Annotated in this window: 22 protein-coding genes and 1 pseudogene; 10 read left to right on the forward strand and 13 right to left on the reverse strand. The window is 40.0% G+C overall.

All coding sequences use genetic code 11. The features are described 5' to 3' along the window. Positions 1–171 precede the first annotated feature (171 nt). Together cpxA and cpxR are read right to left on the reverse strand one after the other, a co-directional pair. Positions 172–1,542: an envelope stress sensor histidine kinase CpxA gene (cpxA, locus tag PR767_RS12205; protein ID WP_198635178.1), complete on the reverse strand. Its 1,371-nt coding sequence runs from the start codon at positions 1,540–1,542 to the stop codon at positions 172–174. Next, positions 1,539–2,237: an envelope stress response regulator transcription factor CpxR gene (cpxR, locus tag PR767_RS12210; protein ID WP_004907000.1), complete on the reverse strand. Its 699-nt coding sequence runs from the start codon at positions 2,235–2,237 to the stop codon at positions 1,539–1,541. The genes cpxA and cpxR overlap by 4 nt, the downstream gene beginning before the upstream one ends. Before the next feature lie 150 nt (positions 2,238–2,387). On the opposite strand from cpxR, the gene PR767_RS12215 reads away from it, so the two are divergent. Further along, the gene (locus tag PR767_RS12215; protein WP_164529273.1) at positions 2,388–2,975 is read left to right on the forward strand and encodes a Spy/CpxP family protein refolding chaperone; all 588 of its coding nucleotides are present in this window, start codon (positions 2,388–2,390) and stop codon (positions 2,973–2,975) included. A 295-nt stretch (positions 2,976–3,270) separates the two neighbouring features. Here PR767_RS12215 and PR767_RS12220 read toward each other — a convergent pair whose 3' ends face one another. After that, positions 3,271–3,552 carry a type II toxin-antitoxin system YafQ family toxin gene (locus PR767_RS12220; RefSeq protein WP_109912959.1) on the reverse strand — a complete coding sequence of 94 codons (282 nt, stop codon included), beginning with the start codon at positions 3,550–3,552 and terminating at the stop codon, positions 3,271–3,273. After that, positions 3,533–3,817 (reverse strand): type II toxin-antitoxin system RelB/DinJ family antitoxin, encoded by a 285-nt coding sequence (locus PR767_RS12225; protein WP_102140619.1) that lies wholly within the window; start codon positions 3,815–3,817, stop codon positions 3,533–3,535. The genes PR767_RS12220 and PR767_RS12225 overlap by 20 nt, the downstream gene beginning before the upstream one ends. Positions 3,818–3,978: 161 nt before the next feature. Here PR767_RS12225 and PR767_RS12230 point away from each other — a divergent pair, with 161 nt between their 5' ends. The 6 genes and pseudogenes from PR767_RS12230 (at position 3,979) to PR767_RS12255 (ending at position 9,939) form a co-directional block, all read left to right on the forward strand. Beyond that, positions 3,979–4,560 (forward strand): HutD/Ves family protein, encoded by a 582-nt coding sequence (locus tag PR767_RS12230; RefSeq protein ID WP_117162998.1) that lies wholly within the window; start codon positions 3,979–3,981, stop codon positions 4,558–4,560. Between the two features lie 226 nt (positions 4,561–4,786). Beyond that, positions 4,787–5,539, forward strand: coding sequence for a M48 family metallopeptidase (locus PR767_RS12235; protein WP_004907010.1), 753 nt, complete (start codon positions 4,787–4,789; stop codon positions 5,537–5,539). A 237-nt stretch (positions 5,540–5,776) separates the two neighbouring features. After that, complete coding sequence (locus PR767_RS12240; protein WP_102140622.1) at positions 5,777–6,418, forward strand: lysophospholipid acyltransferase family protein; 642 nt, start codon at positions 5,777–5,779, stop codon at positions 6,416–6,418. Continuing rightward, positions 6,415–7,359, forward strand: a pseudogene (locus PR767_RS12245) (phosphatidate cytidylyltransferase). Before PR767_RS12240 ends, PR767_RS12245 begins: the two are co-directional and overlap by 4 nt. Positions 7,360–7,764: 405 nt before the next feature. Continuing rightward, on the forward strand, positions 7,765–8,742 hold the full coding sequence (gene pfkA / locus PR767_RS12250) for a 6-phosphofructokinase (RefSeq protein ID WP_004265237.1): 978 nt from the start codon (positions 7,765–7,767) through the stop codon (positions 8,740–8,742). A gap of 186 nt (positions 8,743–8,928) precedes the next feature. Continuing rightward, positions 8,929–9,939 carry a sulfate ABC transporter substrate-binding protein gene (locus tag PR767_RS12255; protein ID WP_375372761.1) on the forward strand — a complete coding sequence of 337 codons (1,011 nt, stop codon included), beginning with the start codon at positions 8,929–8,931 and terminating at the stop codon, positions 9,937–9,939. 342 nt (positions 9,940–10,281) lie between these two features. Here the strand turns inward: PR767_RS12255 and PR767_RS12260 are convergent, their stop codons facing one another. The 5 genes from PR767_RS12260 to PR767_RS12280 all read right to left on the reverse strand — a co-directional run bounded on the left by PR767_RS12260 (position 10,282) and on the right by PR767_RS12280 (position 16,626). Then, positions 10,282–11,238, reverse strand: a complete 957-nt coding sequence (locus PR767_RS12260; protein ID WP_272520390.1) for an OmpG family monomeric porin — start codon at positions 11,236–11,238, stop codon at positions 10,282–10,284. Between the two features lie 125 nt (positions 11,239–11,363). Beyond that, positions 11,364–13,244 (reverse strand): glycoside hydrolase family 3 protein, encoded by a 1,881-nt coding sequence (locus PR767_RS12265; protein WP_117163000.1) that lies wholly within the window; start codon positions 13,242–13,244, stop codon positions 11,364–11,366. Positions 13,245–13,668: 424 nt separating this feature from the next. Then, entirely contained in the window at positions 13,669–14,613 is a 945-nt protein-coding gene (locus tag PR767_RS12270; protein WP_272520391.1) for an OmpG family monomeric porin, read from the reverse strand. A 434-nt stretch (positions 14,614–15,047) separates the two neighbouring features. Continuing rightward, positions 15,048–15,818 carry a triose-phosphate isomerase gene (tpiA, locus tag PR767_RS12275; protein ID WP_272520392.1) on the reverse strand — a complete coding sequence of 257 codons (771 nt, stop codon included), beginning with the start codon at positions 15,816–15,818 and terminating at the stop codon, positions 15,048–15,050. 178 nt (positions 15,819–15,996) lie between these two features. After that, on the reverse strand, positions 15,997–16,626 hold the full coding sequence (locus PR767_RS12280; RefSeq protein ID WP_181937089.1) for a DUF1454 family protein: 630 nt from the start codon (positions 16,624–16,626) through the stop codon (positions 15,997–15,999). 35 nt (positions 16,627–16,661) lie between these two features. Here PR767_RS12280 and PR767_RS12285 point away from each other — a divergent pair, with 35 nt between their 5' ends. Then, positions 16,662–17,081 carry a DUF805 domain-containing protein gene (locus PR767_RS12285; protein WP_004907027.1) on the forward strand — a complete coding sequence of 140 codons (420 nt, stop codon included), beginning with the start codon at positions 16,662–16,664 and terminating at the stop codon, positions 17,079–17,081. 73 nt (positions 17,082–17,154) lie between these two features. Here the strand turns inward: PR767_RS12285 and fpr are convergent, their stop codons facing one another. After that, positions 17,155–17,901: a ferredoxin--NADP(+) reductase gene (gene fpr, locus PR767_RS12290; protein WP_109912962.1), complete on the reverse strand. Its 747-nt coding sequence runs from the start codon at positions 17,899–17,901 to the stop codon at positions 17,155–17,157. A 478-nt stretch (positions 17,902–18,379) separates the two neighbouring features. On the opposite strand from fpr, the gene emrD reads away from it, so the two are divergent. Then, a complete protein-coding gene (gene emrD / locus PR767_RS12295; RefSeq protein WP_004907030.1) occupies positions 18,380–19,564 on the forward strand; it encodes a multidrug efflux MFS transporter EmrD in 1,185 nt (394 codons plus the stop codon). A gap of 42 nt (positions 19,565–19,606) precedes the next feature. Here emrD and PR767_RS12300 read toward each other — a convergent pair whose 3' ends face one another. From PR767_RS12300 to PR767_RS12310, 3 genes are all read right to left on the reverse strand, one after another. Continuing rightward, positions 19,607–23,419: a hypothetical protein gene (locus PR767_RS12300; protein WP_272520393.1), complete on the reverse strand. Its 3,813-nt coding sequence runs from the start codon at positions 23,417–23,419 to the stop codon at positions 19,607–19,609. 198 nt (positions 23,420–23,617) lie between these two features. Continuing rightward, positions 23,618–25,144: a glycerol kinase GlpK gene (gene glpK / locus PR767_RS12305; protein ID WP_115168153.1), complete on the reverse strand. Its 1,527-nt coding sequence runs from the start codon at positions 25,142–25,144 to the stop codon at positions 23,618–23,620. A 3-nt stretch (positions 25,145–25,147) separates the two neighbouring features. Continuing rightward, positions 25,148–26,008: an MIP/aquaporin family protein gene (locus PR767_RS12310; RefSeq protein ID WP_004265297.1), complete on the reverse strand. Its 861-nt coding sequence runs from the start codon at positions 26,006–26,008 to the stop codon at positions 25,148–25,150. A gap of 305 nt (positions 26,009–26,313) precedes the next feature. Here PR767_RS12310 and zapB point away from each other — a divergent pair, with 305 nt between their 5' ends. After that, the gene (zapB, locus tag PR767_RS12315; protein ID WP_004265299.1) at positions 26,314–26,553 is read left to right on the forward strand and encodes a cell division protein ZapB; all 240 of its coding nucleotides are present in this window, start codon (positions 26,314–26,316) and stop codon (positions 26,551–26,553) included. Positions 26,554–26,617: the final 64 nt, after the last annotated feature.

A 26,617-nucleotide genomic window follows, 5' to 3' on the forward strand; every position in this document is an offset into this window, starting at 1 on the left:
TGGGTTAAATAGTATAAAAATAGAGTTTTATATTGGTCGGGTATTTAGGAATTGTTGTTTTTAGAGGCAATATAGGACTATTCTCTATTAATAATGGTAGATGTTGATTAAAAAAATAACCCCCTTCTTTAATAAAAAGAAAGGGGGTTATTGGTAATGAATAAAGCTAATTTATCGGCCGTGTTCAGGTAGCCAGATTTGTAACCTTAAACCACCTAATGGGCTGTCATCCGCTTTCACCCAACCTTTATGTTGTGTTATGGCGGTTTCAACAATTGCAAGACCTAAACCAGTACCGCCTGTTTCTCGGTCTCGAGCTTCATCAGTGCGGTAGAATGGGCGGAAAATGTGCTCGCGGTCAGCAGGGCTAACACCGGGGCCATCATCATCGACTGTGATGAGAATACCGCTGTTTTCTTCTTTGAAATCAACGGCAATGTGTGTATGCGAATAACGTAATGCGTTACGCACAATATTTTCAAATGCACTACCGACGGCAGAAGGGTTGCAATATAACGGCCAAGGCCCTGGGTGAGAAGTGACTTCGAGCGTTTTGTTCATTTGCTCAGCTTCAAAGCTAGCATCATCTAAGATATCGCCCCAAAGTTCATCGGCTTTGATATTCTCACGCAAGATTTCGTTTTTATGCTGGCTACGGGATAACACCAGTAAATCGTTAATCATGCTATCTAGGCGATGGGTCTCGGTTTCGATACGTTCGAGCTCTTTACTTTCCCCATGGCGACGGCGTAATAAGGCGGTTGCCAGTTGCAAACGAGTCAGTGGAGTGCGTAATTCATGAGAAATATCAGAGATTAAGCGTTGCTGCGCGCTAACCATACCATCAAGGGCACTGATCATCTGGTTAAAGCTATTTCCCGCAGACAAGAACTCTTGCGGACCGGCTTCTAGTTCTGGGTGTGGACGTAAATTTCCTTTCGCTACATCGTCCGCGGCCATTTTTAATTTACGAGCAGGGCGGGCGAGACTCCAAGATAACCATAATAATAGTGGAGCACTGATCAGCATGGTGGCAATCAGCAATAAGAAAGGCCTATCAAACAATAAATTAATAAAGTCAGATTGTGGGCTGCTTGCTGGGCGAACTAAATACAGTTGGTAGTGGTCTTCCCCATCACGAATGGAGAAAGGGCCGAGGATTTCGGCTCGTCCATATTTTTTCTTTTTCGGGTGATCCGCGTTATCGGACTGCCCAATAAAGTTACGTATTACCTGCATTTCACTTGGCATTGCACCAATCACGCGGCCTTCACTGGTGACGATAATCAACCGTTGGCCGGGAGGTGCCCATTTTTTGATGGCGTTAGAAATACGCCGCCACCAAAGTAGGTCATTCATCGGAGCTTGTGCGAGTTCGGCTTCAATATGCTGCTCAAGCATCTCCCCTTGGCGTTGTTCACTTTCCATCAGGACGGTGATTTGCCGAGAGTCGAGCTTGGGCACCATCAGCACTAGCATTAATACTAGTGCGAGGGTAAACCAGAAGATCGCAAAGATCCTTGCGGTTAAGCTGTTGATCATGTGGCAGAAACCATTAAGTATCCGCGGCCACGTAGAGTTTTAAACCACGGCTGGCCATCAGTGCGTTCTGGAAGTTTGCGGCGTAAGTTTGAAATATGCATATCAATAGCACGGTCAAACGGTGTTAAGCGCTTCCCAAGTACTTCTTGGCTAAGGTGTTCACGAGAAACCACTTGGCCTAGGTGCTGTGCGAGTAAATATAACAACGTAAATTCTGTCCCTGTTAAGTCCAAAATTTCCTCATCAAAGCTGGCTTCTTGGCGACCTGGGTTAAGTTGCAGTTTATCAACTTGTAAAACAGGGGTATTGCTATTGTCGCCTTGAGTTTGCTCGCTCCAGTTAGAACGGCGTAATAAAGCACGAATACGTGCTACCAGTTCACGGTCATTGAACGGTTTAGGTAGATAGTCGTCTGCACCGAGTTCTAGGCCCAGAACCTTATCTAACTCACTACCGCGAGCCGTTAACATGATAACGGGGGTCTGATGGATTTGGCGCAGTTCTTTTAATGTCTCAATACCATTTTTTTTCGGCATCATGACATCAAGTAGTAACAGGTCAATGGATGAGTCAATTTGCTGTAATGCCTGTTCACCATCATAGGCGATGACAACATTGAAACCTTCCATTTCCAGCAGTTCTTTTAACAGCGACGTGAGTTCACGGTCGTCATCAACTAATAGGATTTTATGCATTTTTTAAGTCCTCCAACTGCCAAAATACGATAACAATCTGTACGATTCCATGACTTTACGTTCTTTTACATGCTCTGACGCTAGTTTGCAGCCACAGGTGTATATTTGTTCACATTGAATCACGAGCACAGTTCGGAGACAAGGTGTCAAATGCTGAGAACAACACATAGCAAAGTACATAATACAGTACATAAAACCGCAATGTTAGTTTTAGCTTCTGCGTTTGTGTTCGGACCAGCGGTTGCTTTTGCAGAAGAGCCACAAAGTGCTGCAAATGAAAGTTCAACACCTTTGATGTTACAGATGCAGTCCGAGCCAACGACTAAGCCAACAGGCAATGCGGTTGTGCCCTTTCAACATCATGAGTTATTTAGCAGTGAAGAACGTGCCAGTACCTTTATGTTTAATGGTATCACGTTAAATGAAAAACAGCGTCAGCAATTACGTGATTTAATGGCAACACAGCGCCATTATCATGTTGATAACTCTGCTTTAGTTAAAGAACGTGAAGCACTGCACAAATTAATTATAGCGGATAACTTTGATGACAAAGCGGTTCGTGAAGAACTTGAAAAACGAATGCAAAAAGAACTGGAACAACGTGTCGAAATGGCTCGAATTCACCATGAATTGTACCAGTTGTTAACGCCAGAACAGAAAACAGAGCTTGAACACATTCACCAACAAGAAATGAATCAGCATAAAATGGCAGAATTTCAAGCGATGCAGTTTCAGTAAGTTTAGTTGTTAGTACCTGTAGTAATGCAAGTTAGTTAGTTTCATATCCTGAGTTCCATAGTAAGTAGTGAAGTAGCAATAAGTGAAGTTTTTCCTTGCCATAGACACCATCCCTGTCTTTTATAGCCCCTTTTAGGGGCTTTTTTTTTAATAAATTATATCTTCAATTCTTTAAAAACAGTAACTTATCAATATTTAAAAGGCTATGAAAGTTCATCAAAGTTCGCCGAGGTGGACGGTAAGTGGACGGTCGCCTACGTCGATTTAATTGTTTTAGGTTGGGAAATGTGATGAATTAGCCAAATAATTCAGAATGAGAACCACAGCGAACTAATATGATTTCATTGGTTTGGTAGTTTATATCCCAAATTAATAAAAAATCGGGTTGTATGTGATATTCATAGCAAGGTCTCCAGTTTCCTTTTAAGGGATGAGGCAAATATTCTGCTGGAACAGAGCCAGTAATGCATAGGTGGTTATCGATTAGCTCTTTTAATAGCTGAGTATTTCTTTTTTTGTCAGATAACGACTTTTTTAAGTCTTTTTTGAATTGGGATTTAACGCGAATTTTCAGCATCGGACTTGCTCACTTGGCTAAATAAATCTTCAGCAGAGTCAAATGTTTCGTCTGTAGTTGGTGCATTAATAGCTTCTAATGTAATTGAGTTTGGTGTTTTTAACTCAATAGGAAAAGCTTGTCGCAATGATATTTGCTTGACGAAAATACGAATAGCATCAGACATGCTAATCCCTAATTCAGATAACACTGCTTCAGCATTTTCCCTGACTTTAGGCTCAATTCTGGCTCTGACAATATCTGTTTTATGTTGAGTACTGGCCATTACCGTTATCCTCTTCTTATGGTGAATGTTTGAATTGTGGCACGCATGGGCTACAATTTGAAATTGATTTTTAAAAAGGCGTTTTTTTGTTGAAAGTCTGCTATTTTCATTTCTCATTCTCACTATAAAAATAATGTATCCACCAAAGTAGGGTTCACCTTATGACTCAGATATTAACGACGCAAGATTATCGCAATATGCCTTGGAAAAATGGCCAGGGGTCGACACTTGAATTGGCGCGCAGCCATGGTGAAGGTTTAGATGATTTTGATTGGCGAGTGTCAATAGCAGATGTTAAAACGGCGGGCTCGTTTTCCTTTTTCCAAAATCGGCAACGTATTATTGGTGTATTGGAAGGAGAAGGACTTATTTTGCATGTAGATAAGAAACCGGCGGTGACCTTACAGCAAAAAGAATTTTTTGCTTTTAATGGGGAAAGCGAGGTTTATGCGGAACTCGTTCAAGGTGCAATTCGTGATTTTAATGTCATCTATAACCCTGAAAAATATCAGGCTCGTTTACAATGGGTGAATACTGCGTTCATTAATTCTTGGGTGAGTGGGGCTAGTGAGATCTTAATTTTTAATATTACACCTCGTTTGAGTATGAAAATTAATTCAGATTCCTTTTATTTAAAGCCATTTGACACTCTATTAATTAAAGAAAATCGAGAAGCTCTGCAATTTATTGTTGAAAAGAATACAGAAAATGATTTTTGTATTATTGAGTTATTTATTAAGTAGTTAGAGTGATTTTTTGGCCATTGCCCTAATGGCCATTTGCATGCAATCTGTATGTGTACCTATTATTGGAATAATATTCTGTCTATTTTGCAATTTTAATAAAAACGTTATCAAATTCATATATTGGATAATTATGGCTTTATTCCTATTGTTATTTTTCGCAGAATTTATAGTCTTTAGCGTCATTAAAAAATAATACCTATATATACTAAAGGAAAAATGTTCTATGAAGATGAAAGCGCTTGTGGCAGTTGCTGTTTCTGCTGTCATTTTAACGGGTTGTAAAAATTTAGACCAAGGGATGTTGACTAACTCAGGCATGCAATTATTCCAAGCTGCGACACTGACTGACTCTGATGTTAAACAATTAAGTGACCAATCTTGTAAAGAAATGGATGCGCAAAACAAAATTGCTCCAGCGTCTAGCAAGTATGCGAAACGCTTAGACAAAATTGCAAAAGCACTGGGTAACGAAGTTGATGGTACTCCAGTAAACTATAAAGTTTATCTGACTAGCGATGTCAACGCATGGGCAATGGCAAATGGTTGTGTGCGTGTATATAGCGGCCTGATGGATGTGATGAACGATAACGAAGTTGAAGGCGTTCTGGGTCATGAAATGGGCCACGTTGCATTAGGTCATACACGTAAAGCAATGCAAGTTGCTTATGCGGCAGTTGCTGCGCGTACTGCCGCAGCATCAGCGGGTGGCGTTGTAGAACAACTGAGTGCATCACAAGTTGCAGCTCTGGGTGAAAAACTGATTAACTCACAGTTTTCTCAACACCAAGAAAGCGAAGCAGATAACTTCTCTTATGACTTACTAAAAAAACGTGGTGTTAAAACTGACGGTTTAGTCACTGGTTTTGAAAAATTAGCGAAAATGGGTAGCGGCGAGACAAGCATGTTTGACTCTCACCCACCATCAAGCGAACGTGCACAAAACATCCGTGACCGTATTGCCGCTGACAAAAAATAATATTTAATTATTGACGTTAGTTGAGTGTTATTTTGGTGTAGTAATATGATGATATATTGCTACACCAATCACGTATTTCCTGCTATTTATCTCAATATTACTTTTCTTATATTGCAAATCAGAACTTATCCCGTTGTGCTCCTGTAACCGACTCTCTATCTTGTTAATTAAACGATATTCAGGTCTTTTCGTAATTTTGCAAATTTTCGTTTGATAAAACGTTAGCAAGGAAAAAAGATGGAAAAAGTGCAGAGAATTTCTCTTTTAGCTAAGGGAATGGGCATGCTGTTATCGGGAACCTGCCGTTTATTAACGGGTGTTCGCACTCGTTGGGTAGGGTGCCAACCTTCAATGACCACACGTATTTATTATGCCAATCATTCAAGCCATCTTGATGGTTTGGTTATTTGGTCTGGGTTACCACCGTTAATGCGTCATTTTGTTCACCCGGTTGCCGCTAAAGATTATTGGGTCAAAACACCGTTTCGACGTTATTTAGTTAATAAGGTTTTTCGGGCGGTATTGGTCGATAGAAAAGGTGATAAGCCAGCTCAAAATAATACATTAGCTCCTTTAGAGTCAGTATTAGAGGCAAAGCATTCATTAATATTTTTTCCTGAAGGCACGCGTGGTGATGGGGAAACTTTAAGCCAATTTAAAAGTGGGCTTTACCATCTCGCGAAAAAATACCCTGATGTTGAAGTTGTTCCCGTTTATTTGGAAAATTTAAATCGTGTGTTACCGAAGGGGTCAAAGCTTGTTGTGCCGGTGATTTGTTCAGCTATCGTTGGTAAGCCTCTGGAGCCTCTTATGGAAAATGAAAATAAAATCGCCTTTTTGCAGCGAGCAAAAGTAGCGCTTGAGGAGCTAATGCCATGAATATTGGGGACAGGGAATTAGTATTATTGTTGTCAGGTGTTTTTGGGATACTGGTATTTGCTAGTGTTATTGGTGGTATTCTTGCATACCGTTATTCAGGTGAAAAAAGCAACCCAACTATTGATAATTTGAATGCGCGTATTCGTGCATGGTGGGTCATGTGTATTATTTGTGTACAGGCTGTTGTGCTTGGCAATATAGGTGTGGTGATCTTATTTGCGCTGATATCGTTCTTTGCACTCAGAGAGTTTATTACCTTAACGCCAACACGGCGCAGTGACCATGAAGCATTATTTTGGTGCTTTTTTGTTTTTATTCCATTGCAATATGTCTTGGTTGGTATTGAATGGTATGGGTTATTTTCAATTTTTGTACCTGTTTTTGTCTTCCTTTTCTTGCCAACTCGCATTGCTTTAGCGGGAGATACCTTTCATTTTCTTGAGCGAACAGCAAAAATTCAGTGGGGAATGTTGGTGGCGGTTTTCTGTTTGAGCCATGTACCCGCGTTGTTGATGCTGAATATTCAAGGTTATGAAGGCGAAAACGTAAAATTATTACTTTTCTTGATTATTGTGACGCAAATTTCAGACGTGTTGCAGTATGTTTTTGGTAAGTTAATGGGTAAACGGCCTATTGTGCCTAAGTTGAGCCCAAACAAGACCATTGAAGGCTTTATTGGCGGCGTATTATCTTAAGTGCTTATTGGTATTTGCCTTTACTGGGTAACTCCATTTAGCTGGTGGGTTGCGGGACTGATGTCATTAGCGATTACCATTATGGGGTTTGTGGGAGGGTTATGTATGTCAGCCATTAAGCGTGATAGTGGTATTAAAGATTTTGGGGCGATTATTGAAGGACATGGGGGCATGCTGGATCGCATTGACTCATTGTGTTTTGCCGCGCCTATTTTTTTCCATTTAACGCGTTATTACTATACATAGGCCAATTTTATTTTCGTTTTTGTTCGTTAATTAAAAGAGCACCAAATGGTGCTTTTCTTTTGTTTTATAGGTACAGCATCGAAGGAATTTAAGTGTTATCATCAATACTTAATTTTTATTTCAAACTAAGATTCAACTAGGGTAATTCGCTTTAGTTGGTACTCTAGGGCTTTTTTTGCATTGAAAGATTTACCTATTGGGGTGATCGGCTAGAATTATGTAAACTGGATCACAATAAAACATAAAAGCTTGATGGAAAGCAGATGCATAATTCACTCTTTGCCGTATTATGCTGCTAGGTGAATCAATTCAGCACTAGTAAGCCAGCGTAATTAGCGTTAAAAAGATTAGCAGCGTAACGGTTTTATCGATTTGCAATTTTATGTTCATTAATCAGAGGTCATCATGGTCAAGCAGATTAAAAGAATTGGGGTTTTAACGAGTGGTGGTGACGCGCCAGGCATGAATGCAGCGATCCGCGGTGTGGTTCGCGCGGCATTAGGTGAAGGTTTAGAAGTCATGGGTATTTTTGACGGGTACCTTGGCCTATATGAAAACCGCATGAAGCAATTAGACCGGTATAGCGTGTCAGATATGATTAACCGTGGTGGTACCTTCTTAGGCTCAGCTCGTTTTCCACAATTCCGTGATGAAAAAGTGCGTGCTGTCGCATTCGATAATCTGAAAAAAAATCATATTGACGCATTAGTTGTTATTGGTGGTGACGGTTCTTATTTGGGGGCTAAAGCACTGACGGAAGCTGGTTTCCCATGTATTGGATTACCGGGAACGATTGATAATGACGTTGCTGGCACAGACTATACCATCGGTTATTTCACTGCACTTGAAACGGTTGTTGAGGCTATTGACCGCCTTCGCGATACCTCGACGTCCCATAAACGTATTTCTATTGTTGAAGTGATGGGACGTTACTGTGGTGATTTAACGCTATCTGCTGCGATTGCTGGGGGCTGTGAGTTCTTAGTGTTACCTGAGCAGGAAATGGCTTTTGACCGCGAAGAACTATTATCAGAAATCAAACGTGGTATTGAAAAAGGCAAACGCCATGCGATTGTTGCTATTACCGAACACGTTTGTGATGTGGGTGAATTAGCGAAATATATTGAGCAGGAAACACACCACGAAACCCGTGCAACGGTTCTAGGCCATATCCAACGTGGTGGTTCTCCGGTTGCTTATGACCGTATTTTAGCATCACGCATGGGGGCTTATTCTATTCAACTTCTGTTGGAAGGCTACGGCGGGCGCTGTGTGGGTATTCAAAATGAAAAATTAGTCCATCATGACATTATTGATGCGGTTATGAATATGAAGCGCGTCTTTAAGAAGGATTGGTTTGATACGGCGAAGAAGCTGTACTAATCCCTCTATAATTGCAAATCTCTCCTGCATAGTGATTTCCCGCTATGCAGGTTTGATCCTGTATTCCAGATAATACTCTGTTCATATATTCCTCATTCTTATAAGTTTTTCTTTTTAATTATTTCCCGTAATTGATGCTATCTGTCAGCCTCTCCTTATCGCAAATTTAATGAGGGAAGGCAAATGATACGTTCATGGCAGGTAAAAAAATCACAATTCACGACAGCATTGCTATTGCTGTTAGCGACAGGGACATGGGCGAAAAACATTCAATTGTTGAATGTGTCTTATGATCCGACTCGTGAGTTTTATCAGCAATATAATCAGGAATTTAGTGATTATTGGCAAAAGAAAACGGGGGATACCGTCACTGTTCGCCAGTCTCATGGTGGCTCAGGTAAGCAAGCTATATCAGTGGTGAATGGGTTAGAAGCCGATGTTGTGACGTTAGCTTTAGCCTATGATGTTGATGCTATTGCACAAAGTGGTCGTATAGATAAAAACTGGATAGAAAAACTTCCCGATAACTCAGCTCCTTATACATCGACTATCGTCTTTCTAGTTCGTAAAGATAACCCGAAAAACATCAAAGATTGGGATGATTTAGTCCGCAAAGATGTCTCTGTGGTGACTCCCAACCCGAAAACCTCTGGTGGAGCTCGTTGGAATTATCTAGCAGCATGGGGATATGCATTAGATAAAAACCAGCAAGACTCTGAAAAAGCGAAGCAGTTTGTTAAACAGCTGTATCAAAATGTGGAAGTCCTCGATTCAGGGGCTCGTGGCGCAACCAATAGCTTTGTTGAACGTGGTATTGGCGATGTATTAATTGCTTGGGAAAATGAAGCGTTATTAGCCATCAATGAGTTAGGGGAAAGCGGGCAGTTTGAAATTGTGACGCCAAGTATTTCGATTCTCGCTGAGCCAACCGTCGCTGTTGTCGATAAAACCGTCGATAAACGTGACCGCAGGGCGGTTGCAGAAGCTTATCTAGAGCACCTCTATTCTGCGCAAGGGCAGGAAATTGCAGCTAAAAACTACTATCGCCCACGAAATAGCGAAGTGGCCAAAAAATATCAACAACAGTTTCCTGAACTAAAACTGCTGACGGTTGATGACAGCTTTGGCGGCTGGCAAGCCGCGCAAGCAACCCATTTTGCGAATGGAGGGGTGTTCGACGAAATCATTCAACGCTAATACTCGTCATATTTCAATTTGTAGGGGTGTTGGCTGCACGCACTCGCCCTAGTCACATACTGGTGTATGCTCCTAGGGCCTCGTTTGTTTGCCGCCTAAATACTCGTCATATTTCAATTTGTAGGGGTGTTGGCTGCACGCACTCGCCCTAGTCACATACTGGTGTATGCTCCTAGGGTCTCGTTTGTTTGCCGCCTACCTACAATTTGAACTATTTAGAGTATTATCTTAGGTGTAATAAATATTTTGAGTAATGATAGTTAAGGGCGGGGATAATAAAAACAGGATTAAAATGGGGTATTATTCCTAGCCTGTGAGGGGCAGACTAGGAATGAGGTTAATTTATTGCCACTGGTATTTGACACCTAACTGGCCAAGATAAAATGTTTGACGGTTATTGCCACCAGAGGTGATACCTGCATTTTTTGGGTTTTCCCAAGTACTAGGTTCAACCGCGAAGCCGCCCCATAGCGTTAGTTTTGGTGTTAAGTTATAAAAAACCTGTGTCCCGACACGGTAGCCGTCTTTAACTTTCTGAGTTGTACGTTTGTTGCTATCGTAGTTATGTTCATTTAAATAATAGCGAAAATAAGGCATTACGCTCCAATCCTGGTTTAACGTGATAGGAAAATAACCGCGAATTTGGTTTTGTTCCCATGTCTTATTAAAGTCTTTATCCCATGTCCAATCGGTGTATAGATAGACTTTGGCGGTTGCGGAATCATTGACCTTATAAACAAGCCCGTGCTCGGATTCCCACTCATAACTGTTGGGGGCGTGGAAATTGTCGTAGTGATAAACTGCATCCCAAAAGTTAAACGCCCACTTATCATTGAAATTGTATGTCCCGCTAGGCATTAACCAAAACATCGTATTCGATGGGCGCGCTTGTGTACCTGGTGCGGAGTCATTGGATTCTTTGCGGTAGGTGACATTTAAATTGAACTGGCCAATCTCGCTGGCATACATTTTCCGAGTAGCACCAATTTGTGTACGATTACGAATAAAAGAGTCTTTGGATGTTGAAAAATTATGGTTGTAGCTTCTTAATGATTCCTTATGTTCCAGAAAAAAGCTCCATTTTGATTCAGGATTCACTAAAAATAGCTGCCCAACCATCGTGGTTTTGTCGTAGACCTTACGACCGCTGGTATTATGATGCCCTTCAAATTTTTCGAGTTCCATATAGACGGTGGAAGAAACGCGCCAGTAATCATTATTGACTTGATCGGCTGCGAAAACGGATGTTGCCAATCCTGTGAGCGTAACAAAAAGTAAACCATTCAGTGAAGTTTTCATTTTAACCCTTTAATTTTTATGTGTATTTTATTTTTTTATACCTTTATTCAAGGCGTTAGTATCTGGCCTTTATACCGTGGAGGTATAAAGGCGGAATCAGTGGTAATAATTAATAGGCTGTGTAATTAATTGATTGTTGAATAGGTTTCGCCATGACCATAAGGGAACAGGACTTTGTTACCTTGTGGGTTTTTGATATTAACGGGTAGCACCCCTTGAGGTGGGTTTAGCGGCTGGCCATGAGTGTTGGCAAATAATGTCCGTAACCCGCTACGAATATTGGTTTCTAACGAATTGCGGTTATTATTGGTGATATCAAATCCAGTGATACCATAGATGGCAATATTTGCGCTTACATTGTTTAGGTATGCAATGTCATAGGGGTTACGTGAAGAGATAACAACAATCGGGGTTTTAAGCTGGTTTGCAGCATCAATGATACGCTGAGCATTCGTTGGCGTATCCTTTAAATTATAGGTCGTCAGTAATACCAAATCTTGGTTTTGCACCAGTTTTTTTGCTTCATCTTGAGTTAGTGTGTTTTCATTTAATTTAACGACACTTTCGCCCGTAATAATCGCAACTCCCGTTTCTTGTGCGATATCATTTAACTGTTTTTGAATTAAAGAATTACGTGGCTTTTCATCAGAAATAGTGAAAATTCGATTGAGTGGTTTTAATTGATAAGGCAGTACATTCTCATTCTTAATTAATGTGATAGCCTGCTCAGAAACCATATTTTCAATATCTTTATGACCTTTTGATGCGACGACTTGTTCCGCTTTCACTAAGTCTACAGGTTGTGCCGTAATTTCTTGCTGAAGCTTTTTCAGCACCACACGTTTTGCGGATTCATCAATACGTTTCTTCAGTTCTGGATTTTTTTCTGCTTGTGTTTCTAAATAGCGGTACATGTTATCTAAACGAGAAACCGCTTGGGAGTCCCACATTTTGATTGGCATAAGAATAATATCTGAGCCAGCAAGTAACGAGGTTTCTACCGCCCAATTAATATCGAAATTGTCTGCAATAGCCCCCATATCCATGGCATCTGTCACTATCAAGCCGTCATAGTTGAGCTCATCACGTAAAATATCATGCAAAATAGGTTTGGAAAGCGTCGCTGGGGTGCCAACTTGTTTACCTGCAAGTGTGGTGATTTTATGGTCATCCAGTGCTGGTACAATAATATGTGCGGTCATGACGGCATCAGCACCATGAGATAACGCGTATTTGAATGGGACGAGTTCAGTATCTCGCCATGTTTTTGCGTCAGAATTAACAACGGGTAAATCAACATGAGAGTCAGCAGAAACATTTCCGTGACCGGGGAAATGCTTAAGTGACGTCAATAAATTATATTTATGAATACCTTGAATATAGCTGGTGGCCAGAGTTCCAACTAAATTTTTATCATCTGAGTATGAACGTACCCCTATCACTGGGTTATTTTGATTGTTATTAACATCAACAACTGGGCCAAAATTGATATTAAAACCAAGACTGGATAGCTCATATCCGTGGATCATCCCTGTTAGCTCTGCAAGGGCTGGGTTACGTGTTGCGCCTAGTGCCATATTACCAGGCATTTCGGTACCTACGCGTAAGCGGGTGACATAGCCCCCTTCTTGGTCGGTGCCAATAAATAATGGAAGGTTACTGCGGGAAGATTGAAGTTTATTAATTAACTCCACAGTTTGTGGTGTATCAATCAGATTTTCTCTAAATAGGATCACTGAACCGAGATGGTACTGATTGATAACCTTAGAAACTTCATCATTCATAACGAGAAAAGGGGCGGGTTCTCCATGGCTGTCTTTATTCCAATATCTGAAATCTAACATGAAGAGCTGACCAATTTTCTCAGCCTCGGACATATTATCCACTATTTCTTGAGCAGACTTTTGTTTGTCTTGCCATAATTCATTCAATTGGGCTTGTGTTATTGGGTTAGCCATTGAAAATGCACTGAAAATACAAGCACTAAGTAAAGTGAATTTCTTCATTTTTATTTTCTCTAGGTTATTTTTCGAAAAATAATAAGTGGCTGAATATATTTATGATGTGAGAGTGCTCACAGTTGGTAGTATTCTCTCTTTTAGAGTAAGAGGAATAGAGTGCAAATAAATGTTGAGATGGTTTTTATTTATCTAATTGATATTAAATAGTAAATTTTTGAGAATAATTGATTCTAATCTAGAATAATTTCAGTTTGATATTATTTTGTTATGTGACGTAAGTATAAATTATAATTAAATGATATTTAAATCGACAGTGGAGCGTAAAAAGTTAATGTTTTCACTAATTATTTACTTTTCGAAATATTTTATTCTTATATTTAAATGATTTTGTAATTTAAAATATATAAGCCATATGATATTTCATATGGCTTGTTTTTTTATGAGAAATAAGTTGATGGCAAATTAAAGGTTACCATTGGTATTTTACGCCAATTTTACCGAGGTATAGCGTTTGTTTATTATCATACCCTGACGTGATCCCATTCTTTTTTGGTGATCTCCATGTTGAAGGCTCGTAGGCGAGTTCACTCCATAAAGTCAGGGATGGTGTAGCTTTGTATTCCACGCGGGAGCCAATGCGGAAGCCATTTTTAATTTCCTGTGTTAAATAATTATTTTTGTCATAGGTATTTTCTTGTAAGAAATAACGTACATATGGTGTAATTTTCCAGTTAGGCTTAATGGTAATGGGTAAGTAAGCGCGAACTTGTGATTGTAAAAAGCGGGTACTGAAATTTTTATCCCATTGGTTATCAATATAAACAGTGAGTTTTGCTTTTAGTGCATCTGAGTATTTATAGGTCACGCCATATTCGGTTTCTGCTTCATGGCTACTGTCATTGAAATAATTACTGTAATAAAAATAAGAAAGCCAAAAATTAAAAGACCAATCATCGTTGAAGCGGTACTCACCGGCTGGGGTTAAGCCATATAAGCGATTCGATGAGCGCGCTTTGGCGTTGGGTTCGACATCGTTTGACTCTTTTCTGTAACGAAAACCAAGTTCTAAGTCTGATTTTGGAGTGTTGAGATTTTTTTTGATAGCATCAATTTGTGTACGGTTTCGAATGTAAGAATCCCGTGAAGTTGTGAAATTACGGCCATGATTCCTTAAGGATTCACGATGATCTAGGGTGAAGCGCCAGTCAGATTTAGGGTTGTATAACTTTAATTGCCCAACTGTGCTGATTTTATCGTAGACTTTATTTTTAAATGAATCACGTTGACCTTGGTATTCTTCTATTTCCAAATAGATATTGGTATTAACTCGCCAAGAGTCATTATTTAATTCAGAGAAACAAATTGTAGGGAATATAATTATGATGCTATAGATTAAACTAACTATATATTTCATATTTATCCTTCAGGGTAAAAGTTATTAATGTTAATTATCTAGTTGAGCGATTAGCGAGATAAATGTGTATTAACTTTTATAGGTTGTCTACCGTTATTATTTAATAAATGATGGATAGTATATATAAAGCAAAGTGCTAATAATCTATATCCTACTGTTATTATGGTTGTTTTTATTTATTTGGGAATAAACTTATATTTTTATTAATACTTTTCTTTGAGATTTTTAATCATTTGTTTGTTAATTGATTTTAAATTTAATTAATTGCTTATTGTTTTATTAAAAATTAAATTATAATTATTTATATGGTCTGGAATCATGGGAGGATAAAATTTTAGACATTGACTATTATTATTAATAGAGGCATTAATTAAAAAAAATAAAACAAAAAACCGCCAATATTTGGCGGTTAATTTCAAGGTATTAAAATAACCTTACTTGTTTTTTTTCGCTTCAGCGGCTGCTTTAACAATAACAGCAAAAGCGTCAGCTTTCAGAGAAGCCCCACCCACTAAGGCACCATCGATATCTGGTTGGGTGAATAGCTCAGCCGCGTTGCTAGCATTAACAGAACCGCCGTACTGGATGATAACTTGTTCGGCAATAGCAGCGTCTTTCTTCGCAATATGAGTACGAATAAATTTATGGATTGCTTGTGCTTGCGCTGGTGTTGCAGACTTACCAGTACCGATTGCCCAGATTGGCTCATAGGCGATAACGGCACCTTGGAAAGCTTCTGCACCTAAAGAATTCAATACGGCATCAATTTGACGAGCGCATACTTCTTCGGTTTTGCCTGCTTCGTTTTCAGCTTCAGTTTCACCAATACACAATACTGGGATCAGGCCTTGCTCTTTTAATACAGCAAATTTCTTAGCGACAAATTCATCACTTTCGTTGTGATAAGTACGACGCTCTGAATGGCCGATAATGATGTATTTGGCGCCAACATCTTTTAACATTTCAGTAGAGGTTTCACCTGTAAATGCACCTGATAGGTTAACGTCAACGTTTTGTGCACCTAACGCAATACGGCTACCTGCTAACGCGTGTTTAGCTTGGGTTAAGTAAATTGCAGGTGGTGCAATAGCTACATCACAGCCATCAACGCTGCTTAGTTCATTACGCAAGCCAGCGACGAGGTCATTGACCATCTGTGTGCTGCCGTTCAGTTTCCAGTTACCCATTACCAATGGATGTCGCATGTTATTTCCTCCAACCAGAGAGTTTTAATGATTAATCAATAAGTTATTCATCACACGCTTATGTTACACGCGCAACGTGACAATGTTGTCGCCATTCACCTTCCGCATTATAAGAACAATAGATAATAATAGCTTTGCTTTTCATCATGCTTGTTCTTAGAGCGTGATCACAGTCAGTTTAGGGTGTTTGTTGTTCTAGCTTAATCGGTTCAACAGCAAAAGTAAGCACATTATTGTCACTTTTTACTAAAATATATCTTAAAGCCCCTAATCGCGCTTCTTCAGCATGAGTCGCATTATTATTGGCAATAAATTTATTTAAAGCTTCTGTAAGTGCGGGGGCGTTGTCCAATGAAACTTCCGGGGCAAATATATGGATCATTGCAATAGTATAGTTTTCCATTAACTGCCGATTTTTTTGGGTTTCTTGTGGGTCATCTGATGGCAGTAATGTAATTTGTAAACTTTTAATTTTTTCACTACCGCGCTCTAACACTGCTGAGGAGTATATCTGTTGGTTAATACGAGACGCTGCGCGAATATAGGGCGCGGAGATATCTTGGCTAGCAATAACTTTATATTCATGGAGATATAAATCTTTATTAGCCTGATTGAATTGATTGCGTAATTTTGGAATGGTGAGTTCAAAAGAAGGGGCATCTGGGGCTAAGTAGGCGACTTTGAAATCGGTATCAGGCAAAGTGGGTACTTTTTGAGCGATAGCCAGTTGTGGCGCACTAAGTACAAAAATGGTTATGATGGCGTATACAGAACGAAATAAAATTTGGGTCATTTTTGAACCACTCATTTTTAGTTTTCCACATTGTATCAGGATAATAGGTAATGACATTACAACAATGGGCTTTTTCCTTCAAAGGCCGTATCGGTCGCCGGCCATTTTGGGTAGGTATTGCGGTCATTTTTATTTTAATGACGGCAGTTGCCCTGTTACAAAATGTACTGCTATTCTCTGAAACGCTTGCTATATCGTTATTTATTTTACTACTTTACCCTTTGGCCGCTATCTTTGTGAAGCGTTTACATGATCGTGGTAAATCGGGAGGGTGGTTTGCGCTAATTTTATTGGCATTTGCTCTCTTTTCAATCGATGTCAGTCAATTTGAACCTGTGTGGCAATGGGGTATAGGGCGTTTCTTACCCTTATTTATTACGATGATTATGGTGATAGATTGCGGCGCTTTTCTGGGAATGGAGGGTGTTAACCGCTATGGTGAAGAAACAGAAACGGTAGATTATCTATAGCGTCGATACCATATGCGCGAATACCACATAGAGTGAATACTACCCTGAAAATGCTTCAGGGTAGTGCATTGCATTACCAATATTGCTCACTAGATATATGGCCGGGTTTACGGCGCAAATGTTTAACCATTTGATGACTATTTTTTAATGTATCGCGAGTGTCCCTCACCATTTCGGGGTTTCCGCATAACATAACATGGCAGGTCTCAGGTGAAAGCGTTAGGCCAACCGCATCTTCGAGAGTGTGGCTTTCAATTAACGCAGGAACACGGCCATGTAGTGAATTTGCACAATGTTCACGGCTGACAACGGTAACTATTTTCAATTTCCCTTGGTATTGTTGTTCTAATGTTTTCATTAAGGGTAAATAGCTTAAATCTTTCTCATAACGGACAGCGTGGAGTAAAACGATTTTCTCGAAGCGCTCCAGATCTTTACCTTCCTGTAGGATAGACAAAAAAGGCCCAATAGCAGTCCCTGTTGAAAGCATCCACAGGTTTTTACATGGTGGGATTTCATCTAAAACAAAGAACCCCGTCGCTTCATCCGTAATTTGTAACGTATCATTAGGTTTTAGTTTAGCGAGTTTTGGGCTAAGTTTGCCCCCTGGTACAATGACAAAATAGAATTCGAGTCGGTCATCGCTTGGCGCATTCACATAAGAGTAAGCTCGTTGAACACGTTCTCCCTCGATTTCTAGTCCAAGTTTTGCGTATTGCCCTGCTGTAAAGGGTTTAATCGGGGCCTTGATAACAAGGCTGAATAATGAGTCGGTCCAAAATTTGGCTTCAGTCACTGTTCCTGTTACCCAATTAGCCATACATTCCACCTCTTTATAATTCAAATATCCACCGGCTAAAAATGACAAATATATAATTCGAATAACTCAAAGCACGGTTCACTAGGATTTAATACTAAAACAGTTCACTATTTATGCTTATCGATAACGTGTTCCAGTGATTTATTCTTGAAATGAGTGTTTTTTGAATTTTAATGTACAGTTATGTTGACAATACTGGCGAATATTACTGCCATTAATGAAAAACATAAAATGTCGCACTACTACGAAAAGATGACGGCTTTTGTTATCTTAGTCACACTCAAGCGAAACGCACTATTTGCCATTTATTTTAAATGACACAAAAGCTTATTTAAAATGACATCAAAGCGTGGAGCGGTATTTTATATTGATAATTAAGTACCTAAATAATTTTGCGTTATTACATTGAGATAATGCAGCGTTATTTTGTGTCTGAAAATAGGGTGTATTTGAATTATTGGATGTATCTGAGAGAAAAATGAGAAAGCTGGAACACTTTAATTTGCTATTAATGCTAATTGCATTGGCAGCGGTCGGTCAAATGACACAAACTATTTATGTTCCTGTCATTGCTGAAATTGCCACTTATTTTAATGAGCCTTCAGGTGCTGTTCAACAAGTAATGGCGGCTTATTTATTTTCTTATGGTTTTTCACAGTTAGTTTATGGGCCGTTATCTGACCGAATTGGTCGCAGACCTGTTATTTTAACGGGTTTAACGATTTTCTTATTTTCAACGATTGTGGCGATTTTTGCGCCAACATTAAATATACTCACTATAGCGAGTGGGTTGCAGGGCCTCGGAACGGGTGTTGCAGGTGTGATGGCAAGAACCATGCCTCGTGATCTGTATAAAGGCACTGCCTTACGTTATGCAAATAGTTTATTAAATATGGGTATATTAGTGAGCCCATTATTAGCCCCAATGTTCGGTGGAATATTGGCGCATTTCTGGGGGTGGCATGCTTGTTATATTTTCCTGTTTATCCTAGGTGCTTCTGTATTATTAAGCATGTATCGTTGGTTACCCGAAACGCGTCCTGTTTCACCTGAAAAACATAAAATGATTGCGTCATATCGGGAATTATTATCAAGCGGTTCATTTCTATCTTATTTATCCATGTTAGTCGGCGCGTTAGCTGGGATAGCCGTATTTGAAGCCAGTAGTGGTGTATTAATGGGCGGTGTTTTAGGGCTCAATAGTATTACTGTGAGTATTTTATTTATATTGCCTATTCCTGCTGCTTTCTTTGGTGCTTGGTATGCGGGGCGAGAAGGAAAAACCTTTTATAATTTGATGTGGCACTCCGTTCTTATTTGTCTATTGGCAGGCTTTATGATGTGGATTCCAGGTTGGTTTGGGATTATGAATACCTGGACACTGTTAGTACCTGCAGCGGTATTTTTCTTTGGTGCGGGGATGTTATTTCCCTTAGCAACGACAGGTGCGATGGAGCCCTTCCCTTATTTAGCAGGGGCGGCAGGAGCATTAGTGGGTGGCTTGCAAAATATAGGTTCAGGTGTTGCCACTTGGGTTTCGGCATTATTACCGCAGAACGGGCAGTTTAGCCTTGGGTTACTGATGTTTTTAATGTCAACGCTCATATTATTGTGTTGGTTGCCTTTAGCAAAACGTATGAATCATTCAGAGCGTATGGTTTAATTGTGAGAAAGTCAGGCTGTAAAACACAGCCTGACTTTCAGATTACGCACTTAGCAGTATATCAGCTTGCTTGTGCTGTGGAATTGACATTGTCGGTGAATAAAAGGAACTAGGTTCTTCTTCTGGTATTGATGATATTAGTTCTGGCAAAACACTTCCTGAATTAAATACTACTGGTCGGTTGTAATCTAGAAACTCAATATTTTCTGCTAATTGTCCGGTTGGGTTTTGATTGTTTTGTTGAAGCCAAATCAACTTCGGTGCAACATGGTCTTGCAAGTGCTGGTCAATATGAATGAGTATTCCATCCAGTTTTAACCCAGGAGTGCTGTCTATCGTTCCTTTTATGGTTAATTGATTTTGTTGTACTGAAAAATACCAGCTCTCTACAGGTACTTTTTCTTGGATTTGTTTTTTCTCATTACTTGTCACCAGTGTCACCCAAAAAGAGTGTTGGCCATTAGATAAGTTTAAATCACTAATATCAATCTGCTGCTCAATATTTATATCTGCGATTAATGGTGTTTCTATCATTTGGTGGTGGATCGTATTTTCCAATAAATAGCCAGTTTTGTAGGTATTAAGGTGATTAAGAGCAATAAAGTTCATTGATGTATCAACTTGCCTGTCTTGCCCAAAGGGATCTGATAATGAAAAGTATTGTTGGTGTAGGCGACCATTTTCTACCCATTTGGCGCAGAGTGCGCTTTTTGATGTAATTTTGTCGATATTAATTTTACCTGTAGAGAAATCAACGACACCTTCCTCTGTTGCAGCCCAGAAGATAGGGGCACCTTGCCAATAATTATCGAGAAGTAGATGGGGGGGTAATGTGTATCCATCCCTTTTTGCTAATAGGCGATTAGCTAAAGAATTCGGGTTACTATAGCGGGAAGTCAGCTGTCCAAGCTCTTTTTTGCGGTTCAATTCATGTATGGTGAATTGTACCAATTCACCTTTATCTGCAATATTAAAACTCGTTTCGTGTGGAATTTGTAAGACTTCGGTTAATAAACCATTTGACGTGGCATAAGTTACTGTTAAAGCATAATTATGATAAATGTAAAATTGGCGGCCAGTCCCGGTTTTTAGATTGTGGTAATTCGCAGGTAAGCTCCCCACCGTACGGTCAACGGTGATCGTACTATAAGGGTGAAGGGTATTATCCGCCATTTTAGCCGACTGGAGTTGTATCCAATAAATTGGTACATCGCGTTGATGAGGAAATTGCTCAATTTGTATCCGGTTATAATATTTTGAGTAATTCTGTTGAGTTAGTATGACCCATTGTTTTCTGATTTGATCCCAGCGCTGATAAAAACCATCCCCAGCAAATCCTCCATCTTCAATATCCAGCCCTTTCGTTTTATTACTTTGCCAGCGTACTCTTTTAGTTAAAAATTGGTGAATTTTTTGGTTGTAGGCATCTGCGTGCGGTAAAAACGCATCATAGGCATCACTGCTAAAAGGAACAAAATAAGAGAGCATCGTTGGGATAGCTTGTTTTCGAAAAGTATGGGGAGAGTGATAAGTAACGTAATATTGTCTAGATTGGTTATAAGCTGGTTTTTTACCGTGGTCATAGGGGTGGTAAGGGTATGCTGGCTGATTATTATGATCTTGCGAATTGGTATGCGGCAAGCCAAGGCCATGACCAAAAGCCTCATGGAACATCACGTTAGGTTCATGAACCCCACCTCCATGATTGCGGGACGCTTGCCCTAATAGCAAGTTATTGAAGCTTGAGGAAAAAATTTCAATCGCAGTATATTGATAGTCAGAATTAGCATTGTTAGCAATTTTATATTGTTGGCTATTATTGTAAGCCCAATGAACTTGTGCGTTAGTGTGATTGCCAATTTCTTTAGGGTTATCATAATGAGGATGAATAAACGGAATGGCGTTATTATTGGTGCCAGTCATATATGGCGTTAAGCTAGGGTGACTTACTGTGGCAGGAGAGCTATACAGTGTGAACTGCCCGATCGGTAAGATTGTTGCAGCTTCTTTTCCCCAACTTAGTGGTGATGATGAATAAACACCATGCCCTTGTTGGTATAAACTGTGGCTATCAACATGAACAATTAAGTGGTTATCAAGGGTGACATTGGGTGAAAATACACCATACTGGTTAGTTTCCTCTGTGATAATAGGTTTGCCATTAACAGTGATAATGATGTTGATATCCGGTTGTATCCACTCACCTTTTAGCGGGGCCGTAAAGCGTTGTTGATGCCAATCTTGTGCGGAGACATTGGGCTGGCGGGGAAGTGCTGTCAATATTTTGGGTAAATGGTCTGGCCCTGTAAGTCTTATTCGGCCTAATATTTTTCTTTCTTTATTACTGATAATCGCCTCAATATCGGGGGATTTCGCTGCGTTTATACTTGTTATTTCTAAATTCAATAATGCCCAGCGATTAGCCGTTAAGCTCATATGCTTATCTGTCATATTCTGCAGGTGAGTTTGCGCTAGTTGAATATTATGGATTTGCATATCGCTTGGTGTGGGGTGATAACGCCGTTGAGGTTCATGATAAACTGGGTTTTGAACGGAAAATATACGTTTCCCTGGAATACGATGTTGTGGTGCATTTTCGGTCTGTAGCTGAATTGAAATAGGCTGAGATTCCTGCCCATTAGGCAGTATGGCGATAAAATCAAACTGATCTGACTGGGTTTTAAATTTTGCGTTATTGGCAATATATTGCCACTCATTGGTAATATTATTTAACGTTAATCGACCAAATTTGGGCTGCTCAAGGATTTTGTAACCCTTAATATGAGGGATATTGGGTAGTTTTCCTGTTATAGCGCCTACGACCAGCTGATTTGGCAGCTCATCCGGGTTTTCTGTTACTAAAATAGGTAGGATTTGAGGAATCTGCTTTTGCTCATTATATCGGGAGGTTACTTGTTTTGTTTGTTTCAATTGAAATTGGCGAAAAATGATATTCTCCCCAACAAGTTTTAAGGTATTCTTTTCATAGCTGATTTTAACCGCAGGAAGCTGGTGTTCTACCATCATTCTATTAACATCGGTTTCGATTGAATGGGCAATCTTTTGCCAAGATGATGTTTCTGTAATTGGGATGTCATTTAAGGATAATATATTGTTATTATTGGTGTTTTTTATGGATGCTGAAAAATATTGACTGTTTTTTCGTAATTCATCTGTTAGCTTCAATGAGCTTATTGTGTGGGGTGGTAGGGTAATAATTTGTTGGAAGTTGTGATTTTCTAAGGTATTGCTGGCTAGCTCAATGTGCTCTACTGGGCGAAGTTCATTAATTAATTGTTGAGTAGAAGCTGATATTTTTTTTTGTTTATCTTTTACTATCAATAAACTACCTCCAGTGAGCTCCAACCAATGGCGAATGAGTTCGATTTGTTTATCATTGGCACTTTCGGGCAAGACTACGATACTATAATGGCGATGCCATTCCCCACTTGGCAGCAATAAATCAGCGAGCTGGGCCTGTGCTCTAACTTCTCCGTCGATCCATTCATGGGGTGAATTAAAGCTTTCTACAAATATGCCTTGCTTGGAATGGAACTTGAAACCAGAAAATTGAGACTCTGGTAACGTGCTAGCAATGTAGCTTTTTTTAGTTTCTCCTATAATTCGTGGCTTATTTATAAGCCAGCTAAATAGCTCATGAGCAGCTTTGCCCTCTTTTGAAAACGTAGGGTCAAGGCTTAAGTTTTTTAATAATGGTGAGTTATTATCAATAACTACGACCCTACCTTTATTTGCGTATAAGCCAATTTTTAATGGTTGTTGTTTAATATTGCTATCATATTGGTTTTTAATGGATGAAATGGGTTTATTTTGTTCTTCGTATCGGTTTTCCATAACCGTATCCTTTATTTATTTCTTAAAATATCAATAGGTAATTTTCCTCTTACTAGATAACTTTAAATAAATATTTATTGTTCTTCTAATTTATTATTAATCTGATTATTGATTTTATATTTATTAGTTAATTAGTTTTATGAAAAAGAAAGGCAGCACTTCAGTGCTGCCTTTGAGCGATTTGTTTTGAATTAAAAATTAACCGCGATCTTCCCATTCTTGAGCACGGGCAACCGCTTTTTTCCACCCTTCGTATTTGAAATTACGTTCTGTTGTTTCAATACCCGGTTTGAATACGCGCTCAATGGTGGCTTTACTTTGTAACTCATCAAGGTTACTCCAAAAACCAACCGCTAAACCAGCAAGGTAGGCTGCACCCAGTGCGGTGCTTTCTCGCACTTCAGGGCGCTCGACAGGGGTACCTAAAATATCGGACTGGAATTGCATTAAGAAATTATTAGCGACAGCGCCCCCATCAACGCGCAGTGCTTTTAAGCGTTCACCAGAGTCTGCTTGCATGGCATCAAGTACATCACGGGTTTGATAAGCGATAGATTCTAATGTTGCGCGGATGATATGGTTGCGGTTTGCACCACGGGTTAAGCCAAAGATTGCTCCGCGTGCATACGGGTCCCAATATGGAGCACCTAAACCTGTAAAGGCAGGAACAACATACACGCCATTACTGTCTTTTACTTTAGTGGCGAAATATTCAGAGTCCGTCGCTTCATCGATAAGTTTCAATTCATCACGTAGCCACTGAATAGACGCACCGCCGACGAATACTGCACCTTCAAGGGCATAATTGACTTCGCCTTTTGGGCCGCATGCGATGGTCGTCAGTAGGCCGTGATTTGAGCGTACAGCGGTTTCGCCGGTGTTCAGCAGTAGGAAACAGCCAGTGCCATAGGTATTTTTTGCCATCCCTGATTTAACACACAGTTGACCATAAAGTGCGGCTTGTTGGTCTCCTGCCATCCCTGAAATTGGAATACGTGTTCCGCCTTTCCCCCCAATGTTGGTTTGCCCGTAGACTTCGGAAGAAGGGCGTACCTCAGGGAGCATCGCACGTGGAATATTCAGCGCTTTGAGGATTTTGTCATCCCACTCAAGGTTGCGGATATTGAACAACATGGTTCGGGAAGCATTGGTGTAGTCGGTGACATGAACACGCCCTTGTGTCATTTTCCAAACGAGCCAAGTATCGACAGTCCCAAATAGTAATTCTCCTTTCTCGGCACGTTCACGTGCACCTTCAACATGATCTAAAATCCATTTTACTTTGGTACCGGAGAAATAGGGGTCAACAACCAGGCCGGTATTTTGGCGAATGTATTCCTCTAAATCACGGTCATTTTGTTTTAAATGCGTACAAAAATCAGCAGTGCGGCGACATTGCCACACAATCGCATTATAAACGGGCTTACCAGTGGCTTTTTCCCATACGATGGTAGTTTCACGTTGGTTAGTGATCCCAATCCCAGCGACTTCATCGGTACGAATATCTGCTTTAGCGAGAACTTCCACAAGTGTTGAGCTTTGTGATGCCCATATTTCCATTGGGTCGTGTTCTACCCAGCCTGGTTTAGGATAAATTTGGGTGAATTCACGTTGTGAAATACTGACAATATTTGCATCATGGTCGAGTACAACAGCACGTGAGCTGGTTGTGCCTTGGTCGAGTGCAACAATATACTTTTTCGCAATAGTGGTTTCAGTTGTCATAATTTAAGCCTGTTCCGAGGATTTGGTGTTTTTAACGGATAATTTTTCTGTTTTGGTCTCTTCTTCACATACCATGCAAGGTAAGTGGCGACCAATTAGTTTGCGATAGGCGAATGCGCCTAGCAGACCACCAACAATAGGTGCTGTCAATGGGACGAGAAAATAGGGAATATCGCGGCCACCGGTGAGAGCGATATCACCCCAACCAGCGAGATAAGCGACAACCTTTGGACCGAAGTCACGAGCTGGGTTGAGTGCAAATCCTGTGAGTGCGCCAAATGACCCGCCGATGACGGCAATCAAAATACCAATTAATAATGGAGCAAGTGGGCCACGAGGGACACCATTGCCATCATCGGTTAGGGCGAGTATTAAGCAAACAAGAATGGCAGCAATAATGACCTCAATAAAGAATGCATGAGGAACACTAATTTGTGGTGCAGGGTAGGTTGAGAAAACACCAGCAGTGAATAAGCTTTCTTGTGAGCCTCTAATGATATGGTGGACTTGGTCGTAATCGAAAAATACAGGGGAATACATTGAGTAAACTAAGGCGGCAGCAAAGAAGCCTCCTAGCATCTGTGCGATGATATAAGGGACGACTTTGCGTTTATCAAAACACGCAAATAGCCATAATGCGAGAGTAACGGCTGGGTTTAAGTGAGCACCGGAAGTACCTGCTGTTAGGTAAACGGCTAAAGCAACGCCGAAGCCCCAGATAATACTAATTTCCCATAAACCTAGTTGTGCGCCAGCTATTCTAACGGCAGCAACACAGCCTAGACCAAAAAATACCAGTAGCGCAGTCCCTAAAAACTCTGAGATGCACTGACCTGTGAGTGATGTAGTCGTCATTTGGCTCATATGTTTCTATCCTACGAAAATGAAAAATATTGTAATGTTTTTTTAAGTTAAGATTTTCTAATCGAAAATCATTAACTGTGAATTTATCGTTAAAGAACATAAACGAGAAATATCGAAATTGAAAAATGTGTGTTGCATCACTAAAGCGAAACAAAACAATCAAAAATAGTGATGAATTCGACCTTTGTGATGTGATCTGACCAGTGTTTTTTTATGAAGGTTATTACGATTCAGAAGGAAGGAACTGGACACAGAGGATCATGCTACTTACAATCGTGTAAAAGCTGATAAGGGAGACCAGAATTATGTCATTTGAAGTATTTGAAAAACTAGAATCCAAAGTCCAACAAGCGATTGATACAATCACACTGTTACAAATGGAAATCGATGAATTAAAAGATAAAAATGGTGCACTAAGCCAAGAGTTGGAAACAGCAAAGTCAGGTACGGATTCACTGGTGCGTGAAAATGAACAATTAAAACAAGAGCAGCAAGCTTGGCAAGAGCGTTTACGGACTCTGCTAGGTAAGATGGAAGAAGTGTAATTTCTCGTCATACTTCGCGTTGTAGGGGTGTTGGCTTCGTCTCTTCGCCCTAGTCACATACTTA

It is taken from the genome of Providencia sp. PROV223, from assembly GCF_028479245.1.
Taxonomy (GTDB): domain Bacteria; phylum Pseudomonadota; class Gammaproteobacteria; order Enterobacterales; family Enterobacteriaceae; genus Providencia; species Providencia rettgeri.

Bases quoted from the DNA above. Each gene is read 5' to 3' on its own strand.
- cpxR (WP_004907000.1), bottom strand. From the start codon at position 2,237: ATGCATAAAATCCTATTAGTTGATGACGACCGTGAACTCACGTCGCTG.
- PR767_RS12235 (WP_004907010.1), top strand. From the start codon at position 4,787: ATGAAGATGAAAGCGCTTGTGGCAGTTGCTGTTTCTGCTGTCATTTTA.
- tpiA (WP_272520392.1), bottom strand. From the start codon at position 15,818: ATGCGACATCCATTGGTAATGGGTAACTGGAAACTGAACGGCAGCACA.
- zapB (WP_004265299.1), top strand. From the start codon at position 26,314: ATGTCATTTGAAGTATTTGAAAAACTAGAATCCAAAGTCCAACAAGCG.
- PR767_RS12240 (WP_102140622.1), top strand. From the start codon at position 5,777: ATGGAAAAAGTGCAGAGAATTTCTCTTTTAGCTAAGGGAATGGGCATG.
- pfkA (WP_004265237.1), top strand. From the start codon at position 7,765: ATGGTCAAGCAGATTAAAAGAATTGGGGTTTTAACGAGTGGTGGTGAC.
- PR767_RS12225 (WP_102140619.1), bottom strand. From the start codon at position 3,817: ATGGCCAGTACTCAACATAAAACAGATATTGTCAGAGCCAGAATTGAG.
- PR767_RS12270 (WP_272520391.1), bottom strand. From the start codon at position 14,613: ATGAAATATATAGTTAGTTTAATCTATAGCATCATAATTATATTCCCT.
- PR767_RS12285 (WP_004907027.1), top strand. From the start codon at position 16,662: ATGACATTACAACAATGGGCTTTTTCCTTCAAAGGCCGTATCGGTCGC.
- PR767_RS12310 (WP_004265297.1), bottom strand. From the start codon at position 26,008: ATGAGCCAAATGACGACTACATCACTCACAGGTCAGTGCATCTCAGAG.
- PR767_RS12280 (WP_181937089.1), bottom strand. From the start codon at position 16,626: ATGAGTGGTTCAAAAATGACCCAAATTTTATTTCGTTCTGTATACGCC.
- glpK (WP_115168153.1), bottom strand. From the start codon at position 25,144: ATGACAACTGAAACCACTATTGCGAAAAAGTATATTGTTGCACTCGAC.
- PR767_RS12260 (WP_272520390.1), bottom strand. From the start codon at position 11,238: ATGAAAACTTCACTGAATGGTTTACTTTTTGTTACGCTCACAGGATTG.
- cpxA (WP_198635178.1), bottom strand. From the start codon at position 1,542: ATGATCAACAGCTTAACCGCAAGGATCTTTGCGATCTTCTGGTTTACC.
- PR767_RS12300 (WP_272520393.1), bottom strand. From the start codon at position 23,419: ATGGAAAACCGATACGAAGAACAAAATAAACCCATTTCATCCATTAAA.
- PR767_RS12230 (WP_117162998.1), top strand. From the start codon at position 3,979: ATGACTCAGATATTAACGACGCAAGATTATCGCAATATGCCTTGGAAA.
- PR767_RS12215 (WP_164529273.1), top strand. From the start codon at position 2,388: ATGCTGAGAACAACACATAGCAAAGTACATAATACAGTACATAAAACC.
- PR767_RS12220 (WP_109912959.1), bottom strand. From the start codon at position 3,552: ATGCTGAAAATTCGCGTTAAATCCCAATTCAAAAAAGACTTAAAAAAG.
- PR767_RS12265 (WP_117163000.1), bottom strand. From the start codon at position 13,244: ATGAAGAAATTCACTTTACTTAGTGCTTGTATTTTCAGTGCATTTTCA.
- fpr (WP_109912962.1), bottom strand. From the start codon at position 17,901: ATGGCTAATTGGGTAACAGGAACAGTGACTGAAGCCAAATTTTGGACC.
- emrD (WP_004907030.1), top strand. From the start codon at position 18,380: ATGAGAAAGCTGGAACACTTTAATTTGCTATTAATGCTAATTGCATTG.